Genomic DNA, 18146 nt, shown 5'->3' on the forward strand with positions numbered 1-18146 from the left:
GCTGAACCAGAAGCCGCAATCAGTGTCTGACTGAGTCAGAACCGCTACACCGCCCCCGGAGCCACCGCGTTACATGAACAAAGTTAAATCGCTATCACAGCAGAATTTATCGTTATTGTTAGCGATCTATATCGGCATCTTTCTCAACCTGTCCGTTTTCTATCGCCGTTTTGATTCGTTGGCGCATGGCATTCAGGGGATTAAGCTTATTTCGGCGGTGACGGAAGTCATCGCTATCGTCCTGTTCACATTCTTCATCATGCGGCTGGTATCGCTCGGCGGCCGGCTGTTTTATCGCATCGTCGCCTCGCTGCTGGTGTTGATTTCGGTGGCTGCCAGCTACTACATGACGTTTTTCAACGTGGTGATTGGCTACGGCATCGTGGTGTCGGTGATGACCACCGACATCGATCTGTCGAAAGAGGTGGTTGGCCTGCACTTTGTGCTGTGGATGGTGGCGCTCAGCGCCTTGCCGCTGCTGCTGATCTGGAAAAACAGCCTGCGTTACACCCTGATCGAACAGCTGAAAACCCCCGGCCATCGCATCAAACCGCTGCTGGTCTTGCTGGCGGTGGTGGCGCTGGTCTGGCTGCCGCTGCGCATGCTGGACGATGAGCAAAGCGTGCAAGAGAAGCTCTCCAACGTCGATCTGCCGAGCTACGGCGGCGTGGTAGCGCACTCGTATCTGCCGTCCAACTGGCTGTCGGCGCTGGGGCTGTTTGCCTACACCCGCTATGACGAAAGCCAGGACCAGAGCACGATGTTCGATCCGGGCAAACACTTCACTTATGTACCACCGGCGGATATCGACGATACCTACGTGGTGTTCATCATCGGTGAGACCACGCGCTGGGATCACATGGGCATGCTGGGCTATGAGCGTGATACCACGCCGCGGCTGTCTAAAGAGAAGAATCTGGTGGCGTTCCGCGGCGAGTCGTGTGACACCGCTACCAAGCTGTCGCTGCGCTGCATGTTCGTGCGCGAAGGCGGCACCGAAGACAACCCGCAGCGCACGCTGAAAGAGCAGAACGTGTTCGCGGTGCTGAAGGATCTGGGCTTCTCTTCCGAGCTGTTCGCCATGCAGAGCGAGGTGTGGTTCTACAACAACACCGAGGTGAACAACTATTCGTTCCGCGAGATGATCGCGTCCGAGAAGCGCAACGACGGTAAGGCGGTCGACGATATGCTGCTGGTGGACGAAATGAAGGAGTCGCTGGCGCGTTATCCGAAGGGCAAACACCTGGTGATCCTGCATACCAAAGGCTCGCACTACCTGTACTCGCAGCGCTATCCGCGCAGCTATGCACGCTATCAGCCGGAGTGCATGGGGGTGGATGATTCGTGCACCAAGGCCCAGTTGATCAACGCCTTCGACAATACGGTGCTGTATACCGACAGCTTTATCAGTAATGTGATCGACCAGGTGCGGGACAAGAAGGCCATCGTGTTCTATGCCGCCGATCACGGCGAATCGATCGGTGAGAATACGCACCTGCACGGCACGCCGCGCGAAATGGCGCCGCCGGAGCAATTCCGCGTGCCGATGATCGTGTGGGCGTCGGACAAGTTCCTCGAAAACCCGCAGCACCTCAGCGCCTTTGAGCAGCTGCAGGCGCAGCAGCGCATCGGCAAAACGCATCGCCATGTCGAGCTGTTTGACACCCTCCTTGGCTGCCTCGGATACACGTCTCCCGATGGCGGCATCGTGGATAAAAACAACTGGTGCCATCTGCCACAGGATAAAACGGCGCCAGCCCGTCTGTGATCCCTCCCGCCGGGTGCCTGCCTTGCGCACCCGGTAATTTCACCCAATACATTCTCTTCATCAATTATTCCGGTGTGTGCATACGGTATACTTGCGCACTTCCCCTTCTAACCGGAGATTTCCATGACCCTGCGCGTGGCGTTTATCGACGATCATGACATTGTGCGTTCGGGCTTTGTGCAGCTGCTGTCGCTGGAGGCCGATATTCAGGTGGTGGGCGAGTTCAGCAGCGCGGCGCAGGCGCGCGCCGGCCTGCCGGGGCTGGAGACGGAAATCTGCATTTGCGACATTTCGATGCCGGACGGCAGCGGGCTGGATCTGCTGGCGGACATTCCTTCCGGCATCCGCGTGGTGATGCTGTCGATGCACGATAACCCGGCGCTGGTGGAAATGGCGCTGGAACGCGGCGCCAGCGGTTTCCTCTCCAAGCGTTGCAAACCGGAAGATCTGATCACCGCGGTGCGCACCGTCGCCGGCGGCGGCGTCTACCTGATGCCGGAAATCGCGCAGCAGTTGGCGCGGGTGAAGGTGGATCCATTGACCCGCCGCGAGCGCGAGATCGCGCTATTGCTGGCGCAGGGCCAGGAGGTGCGCGAGATCGCCGCCGCCTTAGGGCTGTCGCCGAAGACGGTGCATGTGCATCGCGCCAACCTGTTCGCCAAGCTGGGCATCACCAACAACGTTGAGCTGGCCAGACGGATGCTGAACCTGTGACGCAGCGTCTGATCACCCAGCTGGCGCTGTTTTTCATCTACGCCGCCAGCGCGTTTTGCCTGTGGGGCATCGGCACCGCGCTGATCGACCCGCCCTGGCAGGCGCTGCTGTTGTTCCCGTTCGGCTTGCGCATGGGCATTTTGCTGCAGAGCCCGTACCGTTTCTGGCCGGGGATCCTGCTGGCCGACCTGCTGCTGATGGCGCTGCTGGCGGACCAGTTCGGTTACGGCCCGGCGCTGTGGGCGTCGGTGGCGGTGCTGGTGCTGACGGTGCTGCTCAGCCTGCTGGCCTCGCCGTGGCTGTTGCGCCATCAGCAGAGCGACAGCGAATGGCGATGGCCGCTGTTGCAGGGTGCGGTGGTCACCGCCGCCGCCTTGCTGCAGGCGCTGGTGTGGCAGCTGGTGAGCGGCGAAGGCGCCCGTGCGCTGCTGCTCGGCCTGACCGGCGGTTTCACCATCGCGCCGACCTGCCTGCTGTTGTGGCACTATCTGGCACGCCAAATCTGGGTGCCGCTGGAGCCGGGGCTGATCCACAAGCCGGTGGAGCTGCGTCTGGGCCACCTGGCCAGCTATCTGCTGCTGTTTGCATTCAGCATCTGGCTGCAGCAGCAGGTGAACGCCGCCGAGCTGCGGCGTTTCGCACCGTTCTGCCTGGCCATTCCTATCGTGTTCATGTCTTATCGCTATGGCTGGCAGGGCGCGTTGTTGGCGACGCTGCTCAACGGCGTGGCGCTGATGGTCAACGAGCCGCCGCAGCCGGAGTCGCACCGCGATCTGCTGCTGTCGCTGCTGGCTCAAAGCCTGACCGGGCTGCTGCTGGGCGCCGGCATTCAGCGCCAGCGCGAACTGAATCAACAGTTGCGGCTGCGGCTGGCGGAGAACCGCCAGCTGGCGCGGGCGCTGGTGACGGCGGAGGAGCAAACCCGGCGCGAGGTGGCGCGCGAGCTGCACGATGAAGTGGGGCAGACCATCACCGTGATCCGTACCCAAGCCAGCATCGTCAAACGCCTGGCGCCGGAACCGGCGGTGATCGGCTGCGCCGACACCATCGATGCGTTGGCGCTGCGGGTCTACGACGGGGTGCACGACGTGCTGACCCAGCTGTGGCCGGCGGCGCTGAACAACCTGCCGCTGTCGGCGGCGGTGGCGGCGATGCTGCGGGAATCGCTGCCGCAGGACGCGTCACTGGTGAGCAGCCTGCAGTGGCAGGTACCGGACGAGCTGCTGGATGAAACGCTGAAAATCACGCTGTACCGGGTGTGTCAGGAAGGAGTGACCAATGTGTGCCGCCACGCCGGCGCCAGCCGCCTGGAGCTGGACGCACGCCTGCAGCCGCGCAAAGGCGCCGCGCCGCTGATCGCCCTGACCATCCGCGACAACGGCGTGGGCTTCGAGGCGGAAAACCATCAGCCGGGGTATGGCCTGCGCGGCATGCAGGAGCGCATCAGCGCCCTCGGCGGCAGCCTGCGGCTCACCTCGGAGCGGGGCGCCTGTTTGAGTGTGATCTTGCCCACAGTTTCACCGGAGCAAGCGCAAAACTAGGAAAAACTCCTAACTGCGTCGGGAATCCGGCGTAAGCCTCCCGCGCGCGCGGGGAGCATCATAGCGGCACTTTATTCAATCCTCTGAGGTTCCACATGTGGTCTTTCCTTAAAAGCCGCTCGGACGCGCCGCAGGTCACCGATCAACGGCAGATCGACGCCAGCTACAAATACTGGCGCATCCAGCTGATGTGCACCATGTACATCGGCTACGCTGCGTTTTACTTCACGCGCAAAAGCTTCAACTTCATCATGCCGGCGATGCTGAGCGATCTGGGTCTGACGATGTCCGACGTCGGTATCCTCGGCACGCTGTTCTACATCACCTACGGCTGCTCGAAATTCATTTCCGGCATGATCAGCGATCGCTCCAACCCGCGTTACTTTATGGGGTTGGGCCTGATCATGACCGGGGTGCTGAATATCTTCTTCGGCCTCAGCTCGTCGCTGCTGATGCTGGGCACGCTGTGGATCCTCAACGCCTTCTTCCAGGGTTGGGGCTGGCCGCCGTGCTCCAAAATCCTCACCAGCTGGTATTCGCGTTCCGAGCGCGGCAGTTGGTGGGCGATCTGGAATACCTCGCACAACGTCGGCGGCGCGCTGATCCCGCTGCTGGTGGGCTTTATCTCGCTGCACTTCAGCTGGCGTTACGGCATGATCATTCCCGGCATCATCGGCGTGGTGCTCGGCCTGCTGATGTGCTGGCGCCTGCGCGACAAGCCATCCACCCTGGGGTTGCCGAGCGTCGGCAAATGGCGTAACGACGCCATGGAGCTGGTGCAGGAATCGGAAGGCCAGGGGCTGAGCAACCGCGAGATCATCAAACGCTACGTGCTGACCAACAAGTACATCTGGCTGTTGGCGGTCTCTTACGTGCTGGTGTACATCGTGCGTACCGCGATCAACGACTGGGGCAACCTCTACCTGACGCAGGAAAAGGGCTATTCGCTGATGACCGCCAACTCGGCCATCTCGCTGTTTGAAGTGGGCGGTTTTATCGGTTCACTGGTGGCCGGTTGGGGCTCCGACAAGCTGTTCCGCGGCAACCGCGGCCCGATGAACCTGATTTTCGCCATCGGTATCTTCCTGTCGGTGGCGGCGCTGTGGCTGATGCCGGGCGTGACCTACCTGCTGCAGGCCTGCTGCTTCTTCGCCATCGGCTTCTTCATCTTCGGCCCGCAGATGCTGATCGGCATGGCGGCGGCGGAGTGCTCGCACAAGGATGCGGCGGGCGCGGCGACCGGTTTCGTCGGCCTGTTCGCCTACCTGGGCGCAGCGCTGTCCGGCTATCCGATTGCGCGAGTGATGGAAGTCTGGCACTGGAACGGCTTCTTCGTGGTGATTTCCATCGCCGCCTGCCTGTCGGCGCTGTTCCTGCTGCCGTTCCTGCGTGCGCAGACGCCGGCACTGAAACCGGCCAACGCCTGAGTAAAATACGCTGCGCAGCCCCCGGCGCAGCGCATTATGGCGCTTTTATCATCACTTGAAATGCAGGGGAAAAAAAGTGATTGACGCCTATAACCGCCAGCAGTAAGATGCGCCCCGCATCGGCGAGTAGCGCAGCTTGGTAGCGCAACTGGTTTGGGACCAGTGGGTCGGAGGTTCGAATCCTCTCTCGCCGACCACCATTCGAAAAACCTGCTTTTAAAGCAGGTTTTTTTTCGCCCGTAGTTTATGAGGATGAGTACCTCCGCAGGAGGTTCGAGCCTCGCGAAGCGAGACAACGTTGCTTTAGCAACGGCCCGCAGGGCGCGCATCAAAGATGCGCGTAATCCTCTCTCGCCGACCACCATTCGAAAAACCTGCTTTTTAAAGCAGGTTTTTTTTCGCCTGCAGTTTATGAGGATGAGTACCTCCGCAGGAGGTTCGAGCCTCGCGAAGCGAGACAACGTTGCTTCAGCAACGGCCCGCAGGGCGCGTATCAAAGATGCGCGTAATCCTCTCTCGCCGACCACCATTCGAAAAACCTGCTTTTTAAAGCAGGTTTTTTTTCGCCTGTCGTTTATGAGGATGAGTACCTCCTCGCTACGACCGGCTTCGCTTTATGGCGTGCCTCAATCTGCCGTCCTCGTGAAATATATTTATCCTTTACGCTTAATTAATTCACATTCCTTACTCCCATTAGATTCTTATTTTCATGTTTAAATAAATTCATGCTTGCCAAATAAAACCCGATTGATAGCGCTCTTGTTTTCACGTTTTTTTTACCTATAGTCTAAATGGACAACGCGGGAACTCTTATTCCCGTCGCGTGGGAAATACCGTGATTATTTATTAACGTTAATCTTCGTGGATTATTGCGGAATTTTTTCGCTTCGGCAATGCGTAGCGACGATTAACTCTTTTATGTTTATCCTCTCGGAATAAAGGAATCAGTTATGCGCAAATTTAATAAACCGCTGTTGGCGCTGTTGATCGGCAGCACGTTGTGTTCCGCGGCGCAGGCCGCCGCGCCGGGCAAGCCGACCATTGCCTGGGGCAACACCAAGTTCGCTATCGTCGAAGTCGATCAGGCGGCCACCGCTTATAATAATCTGGTGAAGGTAAAAAATACCGCCGACGTTTCTGTCTCCTGGAATTTATGGAATGGCGACGCGGGCACGACGGCCAAGATTTTATTAAATGGTAAAGAGGCGTGGAGTGGTCCTTCAACCGGTTCTTCCGGTACGGCGAATTTTAAAGTGAATAAAGGCGGCCGTTATCAAATGCAGGTGGCACTGTGCAATGCCGACGGTTGCACCGCCAGCGACGCCACCGAAATTGTGGTGGCCGACACCGACGGCAGCCATTTGGCGCCGTTGAAAGAGCCGCTGCTGGAAAAGAATAAACCGTATAAACAGAACTCCGGCAAAGTGGTCGGTTCTTATTTCGTCGAGTGGGGCGTTTACGGGCGCAATTTCACCGTCGACAAGATCCCGGCGCAAAACCTGACCCACCTGCTGTACGGCTTTATCCCGATCTGCGGCGGCAATGGCATCAACGACAGCCTGAAAGAGATCGAAGGCAGTTTCCAGGCCTTGCAGCGCTCCTGTCAGGGCCGCGAGGACTTCAAAGTCTCGATCCACGATCCGTTCGCCGCGCTGCAAAAAGCGCAGAAGGGCGTGACCGCCTGGGATGACCCTTACAAGGGCAACTTCGGCCAGCTGATGGCGCTGAAGCAGGCGCATCCTGACCTGAAAATTCTGCCGTCGATCGGCGGCTGGACGCTGTCCGACCCGTTCTTCTTCATGGGCGACAAGGTGAAGCGCGATCGCTTCGTCGGTTCGGTAAAAGAGTTCCTGCAGACCTGGAAGTTCTTCGACGGCGTGGATATCGACTGGGAGTTCCCGGGCGGCAAAGGCGCCAACCCTAACCTGGGCAGCCCGCAAGACGGGGAAACCTATGTGCTGCTGATGAAGGAGCTGCGGGCGATGCTGGATCAGCTGTCGGCGGAAACCGGCCGCAAGTATGAGCTGACCTCCGCCATCAGCGCTGGCAAGGACAAGATCGACAAGGTGGCTTACAACGTTGCGCAGAACTCGATGGATCACATCTTCCTGATGAGCTACGACTTCTATGGCGCCTTCGATCTGAAGAACCTGGGGCATCAGACCGCGCTGAATGCGCCGGCCTGGAAACCGGATACCGCCTACACCACGGTGAACGGCGTGAATGCGCTGCTGACGCAGGGCGTCAAGCCGGGCAAGATCGTCGTCGGCACCGCCATGTATGGCCGCGGCTGGACCGGGGTGAACGGCTACCAGAACAACATTCCGTTCACCGGTACCGCCACCGGGCCGGTTAAAGGCACCTGGGAGAATGGCATCGTGGACTACCGCCAAATCGCCAGCCAGTTCATGAGCGGCGAGTGGCAGTATACCTACGACGCCACGGCGGAAGCGCCTTACGTGTTCAAACCTTCCACCGGCGATCTGATCACCTTCGACGATGCCCGCTCGGTGCAGGCCAAAGGCCAGTACGTGTTGGATAAGCAGTTGGGCGGCCTGTTCTCCTGGGAGATCGACGCGGACAACGGCGATATTCTCAACAGCATGAACGCCAGCCTGGGCAATAGCGCCGGCGTTCAATAATCGGTTGCAGTGCGTTGCCGGGGGATATCCTTTCGCCCCCGGCTTTTTCGCAGCCGAAAGTTTTTTTACGCCGCACAGATTGTGGGCCTGCCCGGTGCAAAACGCGCTCATCGGACTCACCCTTTTGGGTAATCCTTCAGCATTTCCTCCTGTCTTTAACGGCGATCACAAAAATAACCGTTCAGATATTCATCATTCAGCAACAAAGTTTTGGCGTTTTTTAACGGAGTTAAAAACCAGTAACTTTGTTAGGGTCAGACCAATGCGCTAAAAATGGCCGCTTAGCATAAATTTTCATGCTGGAACTGTTAACAAAAGGTTTTTTTTATGTTTGTTTGCTGTTTCTCACAGTCTGCGTAAATCCCCACTGGTTATATTGACGACACCCCAAACAGTTGGCAACTTGATAGCCTCAGGGGTAAGAGCGAGAGTTGTTTGAGTGAATTCCACGCGCTCAGACGTCCCCGCCGCGATGCGTTCCATCCGGCATTCTCTCCTCGTACGCCTTCTGCCTTCGGGCGCCGATCGCACAGGCCACGCAATAAAAAATACAGGTCTGGCGGCAATTACACACATCACATCACACAATGGAGCACTAACGATGACACGTTCCTTGGGTAAATCGGGGATTCTGAAATTCGGTATTGGGCTGATCGCGCTGACCGTGGCGGCCAGCGTACAGGCCAAGACGTTGGTTTACTGTTCTGAAGGTTCCCCGGAAGGGTTCAACCCGCAGCTGTTTACCTCCGGCACCACCTACGACGCCAGCTCGGTACCGATCTACAACCGCCTGGTCGAATTCAAAATCGGCACCACCGAACTGCAGCCGGGCCTGGCTGAGAAGTGGGACGTCAGCGAAGACGGCAAAACCTACACCTTCCACCTGCGCAAAGGCGTGAAGTGGCAGAGCAACAAAGACTTCAAACCGACGCGCGATTTCAACGCCGACGACGTGGTGTTCTCCTTTGAGCGCCAGTTGGATGCGAACAACGCCTACCACAAAGTGTCTGGCGGCAGCTACGAATACTTTGAAGGCATGGACATGCCTAAGCTGATCGCCAAGATTGAAAAAGTGGACGACAACACCGTGCGCTTCGTGCTGAACCGCCCGGAGGCGCCGTTCCTGGCTGACCTGGGCATGGACTTCGCGTCCATCCTGTCCGCCGAATACGCCGACGTGATGATGAAAGCCGGCACGCCGGAGAAAGTCGACCTGAATCCGATCGGCACCGGTCCGTTCCAGCTGCTGCAATACCAGAAAGACTCCAAGATCCTGTACAAGGCATTCGACGGTTTCTGGGGCACCAAGCCGAAGATCGATCGCCTGGTGTTCTCCATCACGCCTGACGCCTCCGTGCGCTACGCCAAACTGCAGAAAAACGAATGTCAGGTGATGCCGTACCCGAACCCGGCCGATATCGCCCGCATGAAGCAAGACAAGTCCATCAACCTGATGGAACAGCCAGGCCTGAACGTGGGTTACCTGTCGTTCAACGTCGAGAAAAAGCCGCTGGATAACCTGAAGGTGCGCCAGGCGTTGACCATGGCGGTCAACAAGCAGGCGATCATCGACGCGGTTTATCAGGGCGCGGGCCAGGCGGCCAAGAACCTGATCCCGCCAACCATGTGGGGCTATAACGACGCGGTGCAGGATTACGCTTACGATCCGGCCAAGGCGAAAGAGTTGCTGAAAGAAGCGGGCATGGCCGACGGTTTCAGCATCGACCTGTGGGCGATGCCGGTACAGCGTCCTTACAACCCGAACGCACGCCGCATGGCGGAAATGATCCAGGCCGACTGGGCCAAGATCGGCGTGAAAGCCAAAATCGTGACCTATGAGTGGGGTGAATACCTCAAGCGCGCCAAAGCGGGCGAGCACCAGACGGTGATGATGGGCTGGACCGGCGACAACGGGGATCCGGATAACTTCTTCGCCACGCTGTTCAGCTGCGCGGCGGCGAAAGACGGCTCAAACTACTCCCGCTGGTGCTACAAGCCGTTTGAAGATCTGATTCAACCGGCGCGCGCCGAATCCAACCACGACAAGCGCATCGAACTGTACAAACAGGCGCAGGTGGTGATGCACGATCAGGCTCCGGCGCTGATTGTCGCACACTCCACCGTGTACGAGCCTGTGCGTAAGGAAGTGAAAGGCTACGTCGTGGATCCGCTCGGTAAGCATCACTTCGAGAATGTCTCTGTAGACTGATTTCGACCGCTTTACCGGAGACGCACGAATGGACTTGCAGGGGCGCAACAGGTTTGCGCCCCTGCTGACCAGTCTCCGGCGTATGGCCGTCGAATCGTTCAAAGGCATGTGAGCGTTAATAAGCCTGGCGGACGATGAGCTGCCGGGCATTGATACAGAGAGTTCGGGATATGTTGCAGTTCATACTCCGACGTTTGGGGTTAGTTATCCCAACGTTTATCGGCATTACATTGCTGACTTTTGCATTCGTCCATATGATCCCCGGCGACCCGGTGACCATCATGGCCGGGGAACGCGGTATCTCCGCCGAGCGCCACGCGCAGCTGATGGCGGAAATGGGGCTGGACAAGCCGCTTTATCAACAATATTTCTCCTACGTGTCCAACGTGCTGCACGGCGATCTGGGCACCTCACTCAAAAGCCGCATCTCCGTCTGGAGCGAGTTCGTTCCGCGCTTTCAGGCTACGCTGGAGCTGGGCTTCTGCGCGATGCTTTTCGCGGTGCTGGTAGGCATCCCGGTCGGGGTGCTGGCGGCGGTCAAACGTGGCTCGGTCTTCGATCATACTGCGGTGGGCATCTCGCTGACCGGCTATTCGATGCCGATTTTCTGGTGGGGCATGATGCTGATCATGCTGGTGTCGGTGCAGCTTAACCTGACGCCGGTGTCGGGGCGCATCAGCGACACGGTATTCCTTGACGACAGCCAGCCGCTGACCGGCTTTATGCTGATAGACACCCTGATCTGGGGCGAGCCGGGCGACTTTATCGACGCGGTGATGCACATGATCCTGCCGGCCATCGTGCTGGGCACCATCCCGCTGGCGGTGATCGTGCGCATGACCCGTTCCTCGATGCTGGAGGTGTTGGGTGAAGACTACATTCGCACCGCCCGCGCCAAGGGCGTGAGCCGTATGCGGGTGATCGTCGTCCACGCGCTGCGCAACGCGCTGCTGCCGGTGGTGACGGTGATCGGGCTGCAGGTCGGCACCATGCTGGCCGGCGCCATTCTGACCGAAACCATCTTCTCCTGGCCGGGGCTGGGCCGCTGGCTGATCGACGCGCTGCAGCGCCGCGATTACCCGGTGGTGCAGGGCGGGGTGTTGCTGGTCGCCTGTATGATCATTCTGGTTAACCTGCTGGTAGACGTGCTCTACGGCGTGGTCAACCCGCGTATTCGCCACAAGAAATAAGGGGCGCTCTCATGTCTCAAATCACTGAGTCTGCAGTTAAAGGTGCGCCGAAGCCAATGACCCCGTTTCAGGAGTTCTGGCACTATTTCAAGCGCAATAAAGGGGCCGTGGTCGGCCTGGTGTATATCGTTCTGATGCTGGTGATCGCGCTCGGCGCCGGCGTGCTGGCGCCGCATGCGCCGGCGGACCAGTTCCGCGATGCTCTGCTCAAGCCGCCGGTGTGGCAAGAGGGCGGCAGCTGGCAATATATCCTCGGCACCGACGACGTGGGCCGCGACGTCCTGTCGCGCCTGATGTACGGTGCACGGCTGTCGCTGTTGGTCGGCTGCCTGGTGGTAGTGCTGTCGCTGATCATGGGCGTGATATTCGGCCTGCTGGCCGGTTACTTCGGCGGCGTGGTGGACGCGATTATCATGCGCGTCGTCGACATCATGCTGGCTCTGCCGAGCCTGCTGCTGGCACTGGTACTGGTGGCGGTATTCGGGCCGTCGATCGTTAACGCTTCGCTGGCGCTGACCTTCGTCGCCCTGCCGCACTATGTGCGTTTGACGCGCGCGGCGGTGCTGGTGGAGGTCAACCGCGACTACGTCACCGCATCGCGGGTGGCGGGCGCCGGCGCACTGCGCCAGATGTTCGTCAATATTCTGCCTAACTGCCTGGCGCCTTTGATCGTGCAGGCTTCTCTCGGTTTCTCGAACGCCATTCTGGACATGGCCGCGCTCGGCTTTCTGGGCATGGGCGCGCAGCCGCCGACGCCGGAGTGGGGCACCATGCTCTCCGACGTGCTGCAGTTCGCGCAAAGTGCCTGGTGGGTGGTGACCTTCCCCGGCGTGGCGATCCTGCTGACGGTGCTGGCATTCAACCTGATGGGGGACGGTTTGCGTGACGCTCTCGACCCCAAACTCAAGCAGTAACAGAGGACGAGAGAGATGGCGTTATTGAATGTAGACAAGCTTTCGGTGCATTTCGGTGACGAAGGCACCCCGTTCCGCGCGGTAGACCGCATCAGTTACAGCGTGGAGCAAGGTCAGGTGGTCGGCATCGTCGGTGAATCCGGCTCCGGCAAATCCGTCAGTTCGCTGGCGATCATGGGCCTGATCGATTTCCCCGGCAAGGTGATGGCCGACAAGCTGGAGTTCAACGGCCAGGATCTGCGCAAGATCTCCGAAAAAGAGCGCCGCCAGCTGGTGGGCTCCGAAGTGGCGATGATCTTCCAGGATCCGATGACCAGCCTGAACCCGTGCTATACCGTCGGTTATCAGATCATGGAGGCGCTGAAGGTGCATCAGGGCGGCAATCGCCGCACTCGCCGCCAGCGTGCTATCGACCTGCTGACCCAGGTGGGCATTCCTGATCCGGCTTCGCGGCTGGACGTATACCCGCACCAGCTTTCCGGCGGCATGAGCCAGCGCGTAATGATCGCCATGGCCATCGCCTGTCGGCCGAAGCTGCTGATCGCCGATGAGCCGACGACCGCGCTCGACGTGACCATCCAGGCGCAGATCATCGAGCTGTTGCTGGACCTGCAGCAGCGCGAAAACATGGCGCTGCTGCTGATCACCCACGATCTGGCGCTGGTGGCGGAAGCCGCGCATCACATCATCGTGATGTACGCCGGCCAGGTGGTGGAATCCGGCAAGGCGGCGGAGATTTTCCGCGCGCCGCGCCACCCATACACCCAGGCACTGCTGCGCGCGCTGCCGGAGTTTGCCGCCGACAAGGCGCGGTTGGCTTCGCTGCCGGGCGTGGTGCCGGGCAAATACGATCGCCCGACCGGCTGCCTGCTCAATCCGCGTTGTCCGTACGCCAACGAGCGCTGCCGTAACGAGGAGCCGGAACTGCGCAGCATTCCCGGCCGTCAGGTTAAATGTCACACACCGCTGGATGATGCGGGGAGGCCGACCGTATGAGCCAGAATCAACCTTTACTGCAGGCGATTGACCTGAAGAAGCATTACCCGGTGAAAAAGGGCCTGTTCGCGCCGGAGCGGCTGGTCAAGGCGCTCGACGGTGTGTCCTTCACCCTGGAGCGCGGCAAAACGCTGGCGGTGGTCGGCGAATCGGGCTGCGGCAAATCGACGCTCGGCCGCCTGCTGACGATGATCGAAGTGCCGACCGGCGGCGAGCTGTACTACCAGGGGCAGGATCTGCTGAAGCCGGACGTCTCGGCCGAGAAACTGCGACGCCAGAAGATCCAAATCGTGTTCCAGAATCCTTACGGATCGCTCAACCCGCGCAAGAAGGTCGGGCAGATCCTCGAGGAGCCGCTGTTGATCAACACGTCGCTCAGCGCCGCCGAACGGCGGGAAAAAGCGCTGGAGATGATGGCGAAGGTCGGCCTGAAGACCGAACATTATGACCGCTACCCGCACATGTTCTCCGGCGGCCAGCGCCAGCGTATCGCCATTGCCCGCGGGCTGATGCTGAATCCGGACGTGGTGATCGCCGATGAACCGGTGTCGGCATTGGACGTGTCGGTGCGCGCGCAGGTGCTGAACCTGATGATGGATCTGCAGCAGGAGCTGGGGCTGTCCTATGTGTTTATCTCGCACGATCTGTCGGTGGTGGAACACATCGCCGACGAGGTGATGGTGATGTACCTCGGTCGCTGCGTGGAAAAGGGCAGCAAAGAGGCGATCTTCAACAACCCGCGTCATCCGTACACTCAGGCGCTGCTGTCGGCGACGCCGCGGTTAAACCCGGATATGCGCCGCGAGCGCATCAAATTGACCGGCGAGCTGCCCAGCCCGATGAATCCGCCGCCGGGCTGTGCGTTCAATGCCCGCTGCCGCCGCGCTTTTGGCACCTGCGTACAGCTGCAGCCGCAGCTCAAACAGTACGGTGAGCAGATGGTGGCCTGCTTTGCGGTCGATCAGGACGAACATCCGGGGGCGTAAGGCGTCGAACGTCATCGCTTAAATTCACGCCGGCATCACGCCGGCGTTTTTTATTACTCAATCAAAGGGTTAGTCAGTAAACGATCGCGACAACCCATTTTTTAAATTATTCCCTTAACGTCATTCTGACAAATCGTTATTTTTTTAAGAATCTTCGCATAAAAATAATAATCGAATAATAGAATTCAATGGTTTGTTGTTAATAACATTCTGTCGGTCGAGCTGTTTCGCCATTTCTATTATAAAACCCTAATAAAAAAGCACGCCGGCGGCGTGCTTTAGGTTGATGAGGTCGCGCTTATTGCGGATAAGGCACCCAGTCGCCGCCGTTCAGGCGAATGTAAGGCTTGCCCTGATATTGCATCACGATAGCGTTGTCGTTTTCGGAGATGACCGGGGTCTGCGGCAGCGCCTGCGTCAGTGTCTGCCAATCGACGCTGGATTCGCTGAAGACCTTGCCGTCCACCAGGCGCGACACCAGTTCAGACAGCGCCAGATAGCTGCTCGGCGTTTTGATCTGCAGTGGACTGCCCTGATGCGGCGCCTTCATGCCCACCAGTTTGATGCCGACCGGCGTATGGGTGATGTTCGGGCTGGGGATATCGCGCAGGCCGGACATCTGCATCTTGTCACCCACTAACGCCGCCCCGTGTTCCGGCACGATCACCACCACCACTTTGCGGCCGGATTTTTCCAGCTGATCGAGGAAGGTGTTCAGCTGATCGAACAGCTTCTGCGCGCGTGGCTGATAGTCGGCGCTCTTGTTGGCGCCGACGAAGCGGTTGCCGTCGTGCAGCGGGATGACGTTGAAGAAGGTAGCGGTGCGGCCGTCGCCGCCTTTTTGCTGCTGATCCAGCCAGCGGGTCAGCAATTCGAGATCGTTATAAATCGGCTCACCGTCGAACGACGTCAGCTCGTTGCCGATGCCGGCCTGCGACATTAACGGCGCCTGCATGTCGCCCTGTTCACGCAGCTCTTTCAGGTAGTTGCCGAATACCCCGGAGTGATCGAGCATCAGCTGTTCCTTGAAGCCGAGTTTTGTCAGGTTGTCGAACAGGTAACACTGCTGGTTCACCGGCTGGTACAAATCATGATGCGAAAGCTGGCCGCAGCTGGCGCGCAGCAACCGTATCGAGGCCGGGCCGCTGTAGGCAGTGGCCGAATTGAAGCTGTCGAACATGATATCCATCTTCGACCACAGCGGATGATTCTGCAGGTTGACCGCGTCCATATCGGCCCAGGCCAGCGAACAGATGTTGATCACCAGCAGATCGAACGGCTGGGCGTCGGCGGGCAAGGTGGTCGGGAACGCGGTGGCGCGGCCTTTTTCCCGGTCGTAGAACTGGTTCAGGTAGGCCGTCAGGTTGGCGCTGGTCGGCGGCAGGCTGTCCGCCGGCGCAGCGTTCCCCGCCGCCGGCGCGGCCGTGGCCGGCGTATTGGCGCTGCCGGCCGAGGCTGTGGAGGTCGCGGGCAGCAGTGAGACCGCCGGCCCGGCAATGTTGACGATATTGAGCCACACCAGCGCCGCCACGGTGAATACCGTGACGCGCACCCATTGCGCGACGAACAGGTAGGCGATAAACAGTACGAAGGCCGCGCCGATCATCTGCCAGTTGATAAAGCGGTTGACCAGTTCCAGCAGATACTGGGCGCTGAAGCCGGCCAGCTGCGACCCCTGGCTGAGAATGCTGTTGATGCCCGGCAGCCAGGTGTCGTGGTAGAACAAGGCGATGCCGATCGGGATGGCGAGGTAGTGGCGCCAGCGATGCAGGCGTTGCGAAGGGATCGGCATCAGCAGAAACGCCATGAACACCAGGTTCGGCAGCGCGTGGAAATTCAGGTAGCCGAACCACAGCAGGGCGAATTTAGCCAGAAAGTAAAGGTTCCAGCCACCCAGCCCACGCCAGTAGCGCCACAGAGCGTTATCGGATTGCGTATTCGAGTTTCGATTCATGGCTGCTTCTTACGTTTAATCTGAGATGAGGAGCCAGTGCGCACCCACAAACCGGCGGATTTCAAATAGCGCGGCGATAACAACAGGTTTTGCCAGTATTGACGCAAATGCGGAAAACGCCGGTGAAAGGCGTAACCCAGCGGAATGAAGATCAGCGCGCACAGCAGGATCAGTTGCACGATATCGTTAAGGTTCAGCATGCGGTTCCTCCTGCGGGTCAAGCGACAGCGTGAAGGCGACCGGCTGCCGCCGTTCCACGGGTTCCTCGGCCACCGCCACGCTGGGGCGCGGCGCGGCGCCGGCGGTACCGGTAGCCGAAAGCTGCCAGTGCCCCTGGGCCATGCGTTTGATTTCCGAAACGATATCGACGTCCTGGTGCCACACCACCCGGTTGCTGAAGGCTTCATCCACCGGCAGCCGGAAGATGAACTTCAGCGCGGTATCCAGATCGTTGATGCGGCAGGTGGACAGGAACAGCACCAGCCGCCCCTGCACCACGGTCATCACGTCGCCGAACCGCCGCAGGTGGCACAGGGTCATCGCCTGTTCGGCGCGTAGGCCGGTGGCCGGGCGTAGCGCCACCATCACGCCTTTGCCGTCCTCAGGCAGCAGCGTGTTGCCCATCAGCGAAAGCACCGCCTGGCTGAACGCTTCCGGCCGCATATAGCCTTTGAGCTGCAGCGGGCGTAAACCGGCCAGTAACGCATCGATGTCGGCGGGCACATGGCGTGAGAAACGCTGCCCCTGGATGCCCTCGAGCATGGTGAGAAAACGCGACAGCGGCGCGACGTGCGGCACGATCAGATTGGCGCCGCAGGCCAGCAGCAGCCGTTCGTCGCTGTAGCGCAGGCTGGCGCTCATCTCGCGCACCGCGATTTTCAGGCCGCTGCCGCGGCTGCGTCGCAGGGTGTGGATCTGGTGCGCCAGGTGATCGATTTGGTCGCTTTGATACAACGCGAAAATCAACGTTGCCGAGAGTCTCAGCATGCCGTGCTGCGCCAGTTCGTCGTTGCTGTCCAACAGCTGCCAGTTGGCGGACAGCGGCGGCGCGCCCTCCAGAATGCTGCGTTCGGCCAGATACTGACCTTCGTCGCTGCGCAAGGCGGTGGGGGAGGGTTGACTATTTTCATCCTCGCCCTGCCAGCCGCCCTGTGCGGCGTACAACGTCAGCAGTTGATTGGCGTTGATGCCGTTTTCGGTGCTCCACCAGTTCACCAGATATTGCGCGCTGTCCTGCTGCCATTGCAGGCTGGATAGGCCGTTCAGGATACGATGCTGTGCGCTGAGCTGCCCTTTAAGCTTATTGATGCCGCCGCCGTGGCTGAGGATCAACAGCGTGCAGCCCTGCCGCCGCAGCCAGGCGGCGAGGGTACGCGTCCACTCGCGCAGCTCTTCGGTGGTGAAGGTTTGCCACAGGCTGGCGTGGGCCAGCAGGATAAGCAAGCGATTCTGCGGCCGCAGGGCGCGCATCAGATCGTCGCTCAGCTGCGTCAGCGCGGCTTTTTTCTCTGGTAATTGATACAGCGGCAGCTTTTGCAAAGCGGGCGAAGCCAGCTCGGCCAGCAGGCTTTCGGGTTTGTCGCCGCTGCAGATCAGGGCGACTTTGTGAGTGGCCGGCTGGGCGGCGATCACCTGGCGACACAGCAACGCGGCGTCGCTTTGCCTGTCGACATTGATCCAATAGAGCCCCGGAGCCTGCATCACCGAGAGCTCTTCCCAAATCTGCCGAATGCCTAGAGAAAAAGAGTGCGCCATAGGATGTGTTCTACTTTCGTTGAAAGCCGACTAAAGGCGTTTATATTTAA

Annotated in this window: 13 protein-coding genes, 1 tRNA gene and 2 other RNA genes; 13 read left to right on the forward strand and 3 right to left on the reverse strand. The window is 59.6% G+C overall.

All coding sequences use genetic code 11. From position 1 onward, the window contains the following. Positions 1-73: 73 nt before the first annotated feature. The 13 genes from eptB (at position 74) to dppF (ending at position 14387) form a co-directional block, all read left to right on the forward strand. The gene (gene eptB, locus ACJ8J4_RS17795) at positions 74-1768 is read left to right on the forward strand and encodes a kdo(2)-lipid A phosphoethanolamine 7''-transferase (protein ID WP_025304831.1); all 1695 of its coding nucleotides are present in this window, start codon (positions 74-76) and stop codon (positions 1766-1768) included. A 123-nt stretch (positions 1769-1891) separates the two neighbouring features. Then, the gene (gene uhpA, locus ACJ8J4_RS17800) at positions 1892-2482 is read left to right on the forward strand and encodes a transcriptional regulator UhpA (RefSeq protein ID WP_025304832.1); all 591 of its coding nucleotides are present in this window, start codon (positions 1892-1894) and stop codon (positions 2480-2482) included. Further along, positions 2479-4023, forward strand: a complete 1545-nt coding sequence (gene uhpB, locus ACJ8J4_RS17805; protein ID WP_043142285.1) for a signal transduction histidine-protein kinase/phosphatase UhpB — start codon at positions 2479-2481, stop codon at positions 4021-4023. The genes uhpA and uhpB overlap by 4 nt, the downstream gene beginning before the upstream one ends. Positions 4024-4118: 95 nt before the next feature. Further along, positions 4119-5450 carry an MFS transporter gene (locus ACJ8J4_RS17810; RefSeq protein WP_025304834.1) on the forward strand — a complete coding sequence of 444 codons (1332 nt, stop codon included), beginning with the start codon at positions 4119-4121 and terminating at the stop codon, positions 5448-5450. Positions 5451-5570: 120 nt separating this feature from the next. Next, positions 5571-5647 (forward strand) — tRNA-Pro (locus ACJ8J4_RS17815). 35 nt (positions 5648-5682) lie between these two features. Continuing rightward, positions 5683-5811: non-coding RNA, RtT sRNA (locus ACJ8J4_RS17820), on the forward strand. 36 nt (positions 5812-5847) lie between these two features. Continuing rightward, positions 5848-5976: non-coding RNA, RtT sRNA (locus ACJ8J4_RS17825), on the forward strand. Between the two features lie 424 nt (positions 5977-6400). Continuing rightward, positions 6401-8092, forward strand: coding sequence for a glycosyl hydrolase family 18 protein (locus ACJ8J4_RS17830; protein ID WP_099816928.1), 1692 nt, complete (start codon positions 6401-6403; stop codon positions 8090-8092). A 601-nt stretch (positions 8093-8693) separates the two neighbouring features. Further along, positions 8694-10301 (forward strand): dipeptide ABC transporter periplasmic-binding protein DppA, encoded by a 1608-nt coding sequence (gene dppA, locus ACJ8J4_RS17835; protein ID WP_025304836.1) that lies wholly within the window; start codon positions 8694-8696, stop codon positions 10299-10301. A gap of 170 nt (positions 10302-10471) precedes the next feature. Then, on the forward strand, positions 10472-11491 hold the full coding sequence (gene dppB / locus ACJ8J4_RS17840; protein ID WP_038630050.1) for a dipeptide ABC transporter permease DppB: 1020 nt from the start codon (positions 10472-10474) through the stop codon (positions 11489-11491). A gap of 11 nt (positions 11492-11502) precedes the next feature. Beyond that, positions 11503-12405, forward strand: coding sequence for a dipeptide ABC transporter permease DppC (dppC, locus tag ACJ8J4_RS17845; RefSeq protein ID WP_025304838.1), 903 nt, complete (start codon positions 11503-11505; stop codon positions 12403-12405). 15 nt (positions 12406-12420) lie between these two features. Then, complete coding sequence (gene dppD, locus ACJ8J4_RS17850; protein ID WP_004934132.1) at positions 12421-13401, forward strand: dipeptide ABC transporter ATP-binding protein; 981 nt, start codon at positions 12421-12423, stop codon at positions 13399-13401. After that, complete coding sequence (dppF, locus tag ACJ8J4_RS17855; protein ID WP_015376237.1) at positions 13398-14387, forward strand: dipeptide ABC transporter ATP-binding subunit DppF; 990 nt, start codon at positions 13398-13400, stop codon at positions 14385-14387. The genes dppD and dppF overlap by 4 nt, the downstream gene beginning before the upstream one ends. A gap of 298 nt (positions 14388-14685) precedes the next feature. On the opposite strand, the gene bcsG is transcribed toward dppF, so the two are convergent. Genes bcsG through bcsE form a run of 3 tightly spaced genes read right to left on the reverse strand, consistent with a single transcriptional unit; the run spans position 14686 to position 18096 of the window. Next, entirely contained in the window at positions 14686-16341 is a 1656-nt protein-coding gene (gene bcsG / locus ACJ8J4_RS17860; protein ID WP_169540734.1) for a cellulose biosynthesis protein BcsG, read from the reverse strand. Further along, positions 16338-16541 (reverse strand): cellulose biosynthesis protein BcsF, encoded by a 204-nt coding sequence (gene bcsF / locus ACJ8J4_RS17865; protein ID WP_004934139.1) that lies wholly within the window; start codon positions 16539-16541, stop codon positions 16338-16340. The genes bcsG and bcsF overlap by 4 nt, the downstream gene beginning before the upstream one ends. After that, on the reverse strand, positions 16528-18096 hold the full coding sequence (gene bcsE / locus ACJ8J4_RS17870) for a cellulose biosynthesis protein BcsE (protein ID WP_089181521.1): 1569 nt from the start codon (positions 18094-18096) through the stop codon (positions 16528-16530). Before bcsE ends, bcsF begins: the two co-directional genes overlap by 14 nt. Between the last annotated feature and the right edge of the window lie 50 nt (positions 18097-18146).

It is taken from the genome of Serratia sp. CY47280, assembly GCF_052168655.1.
GTDB classification, from domain to species: Bacteria; Pseudomonadota; Gammaproteobacteria; order Enterobacterales; family Enterobacteriaceae; genus Serratia; species Serratia bockelmannii.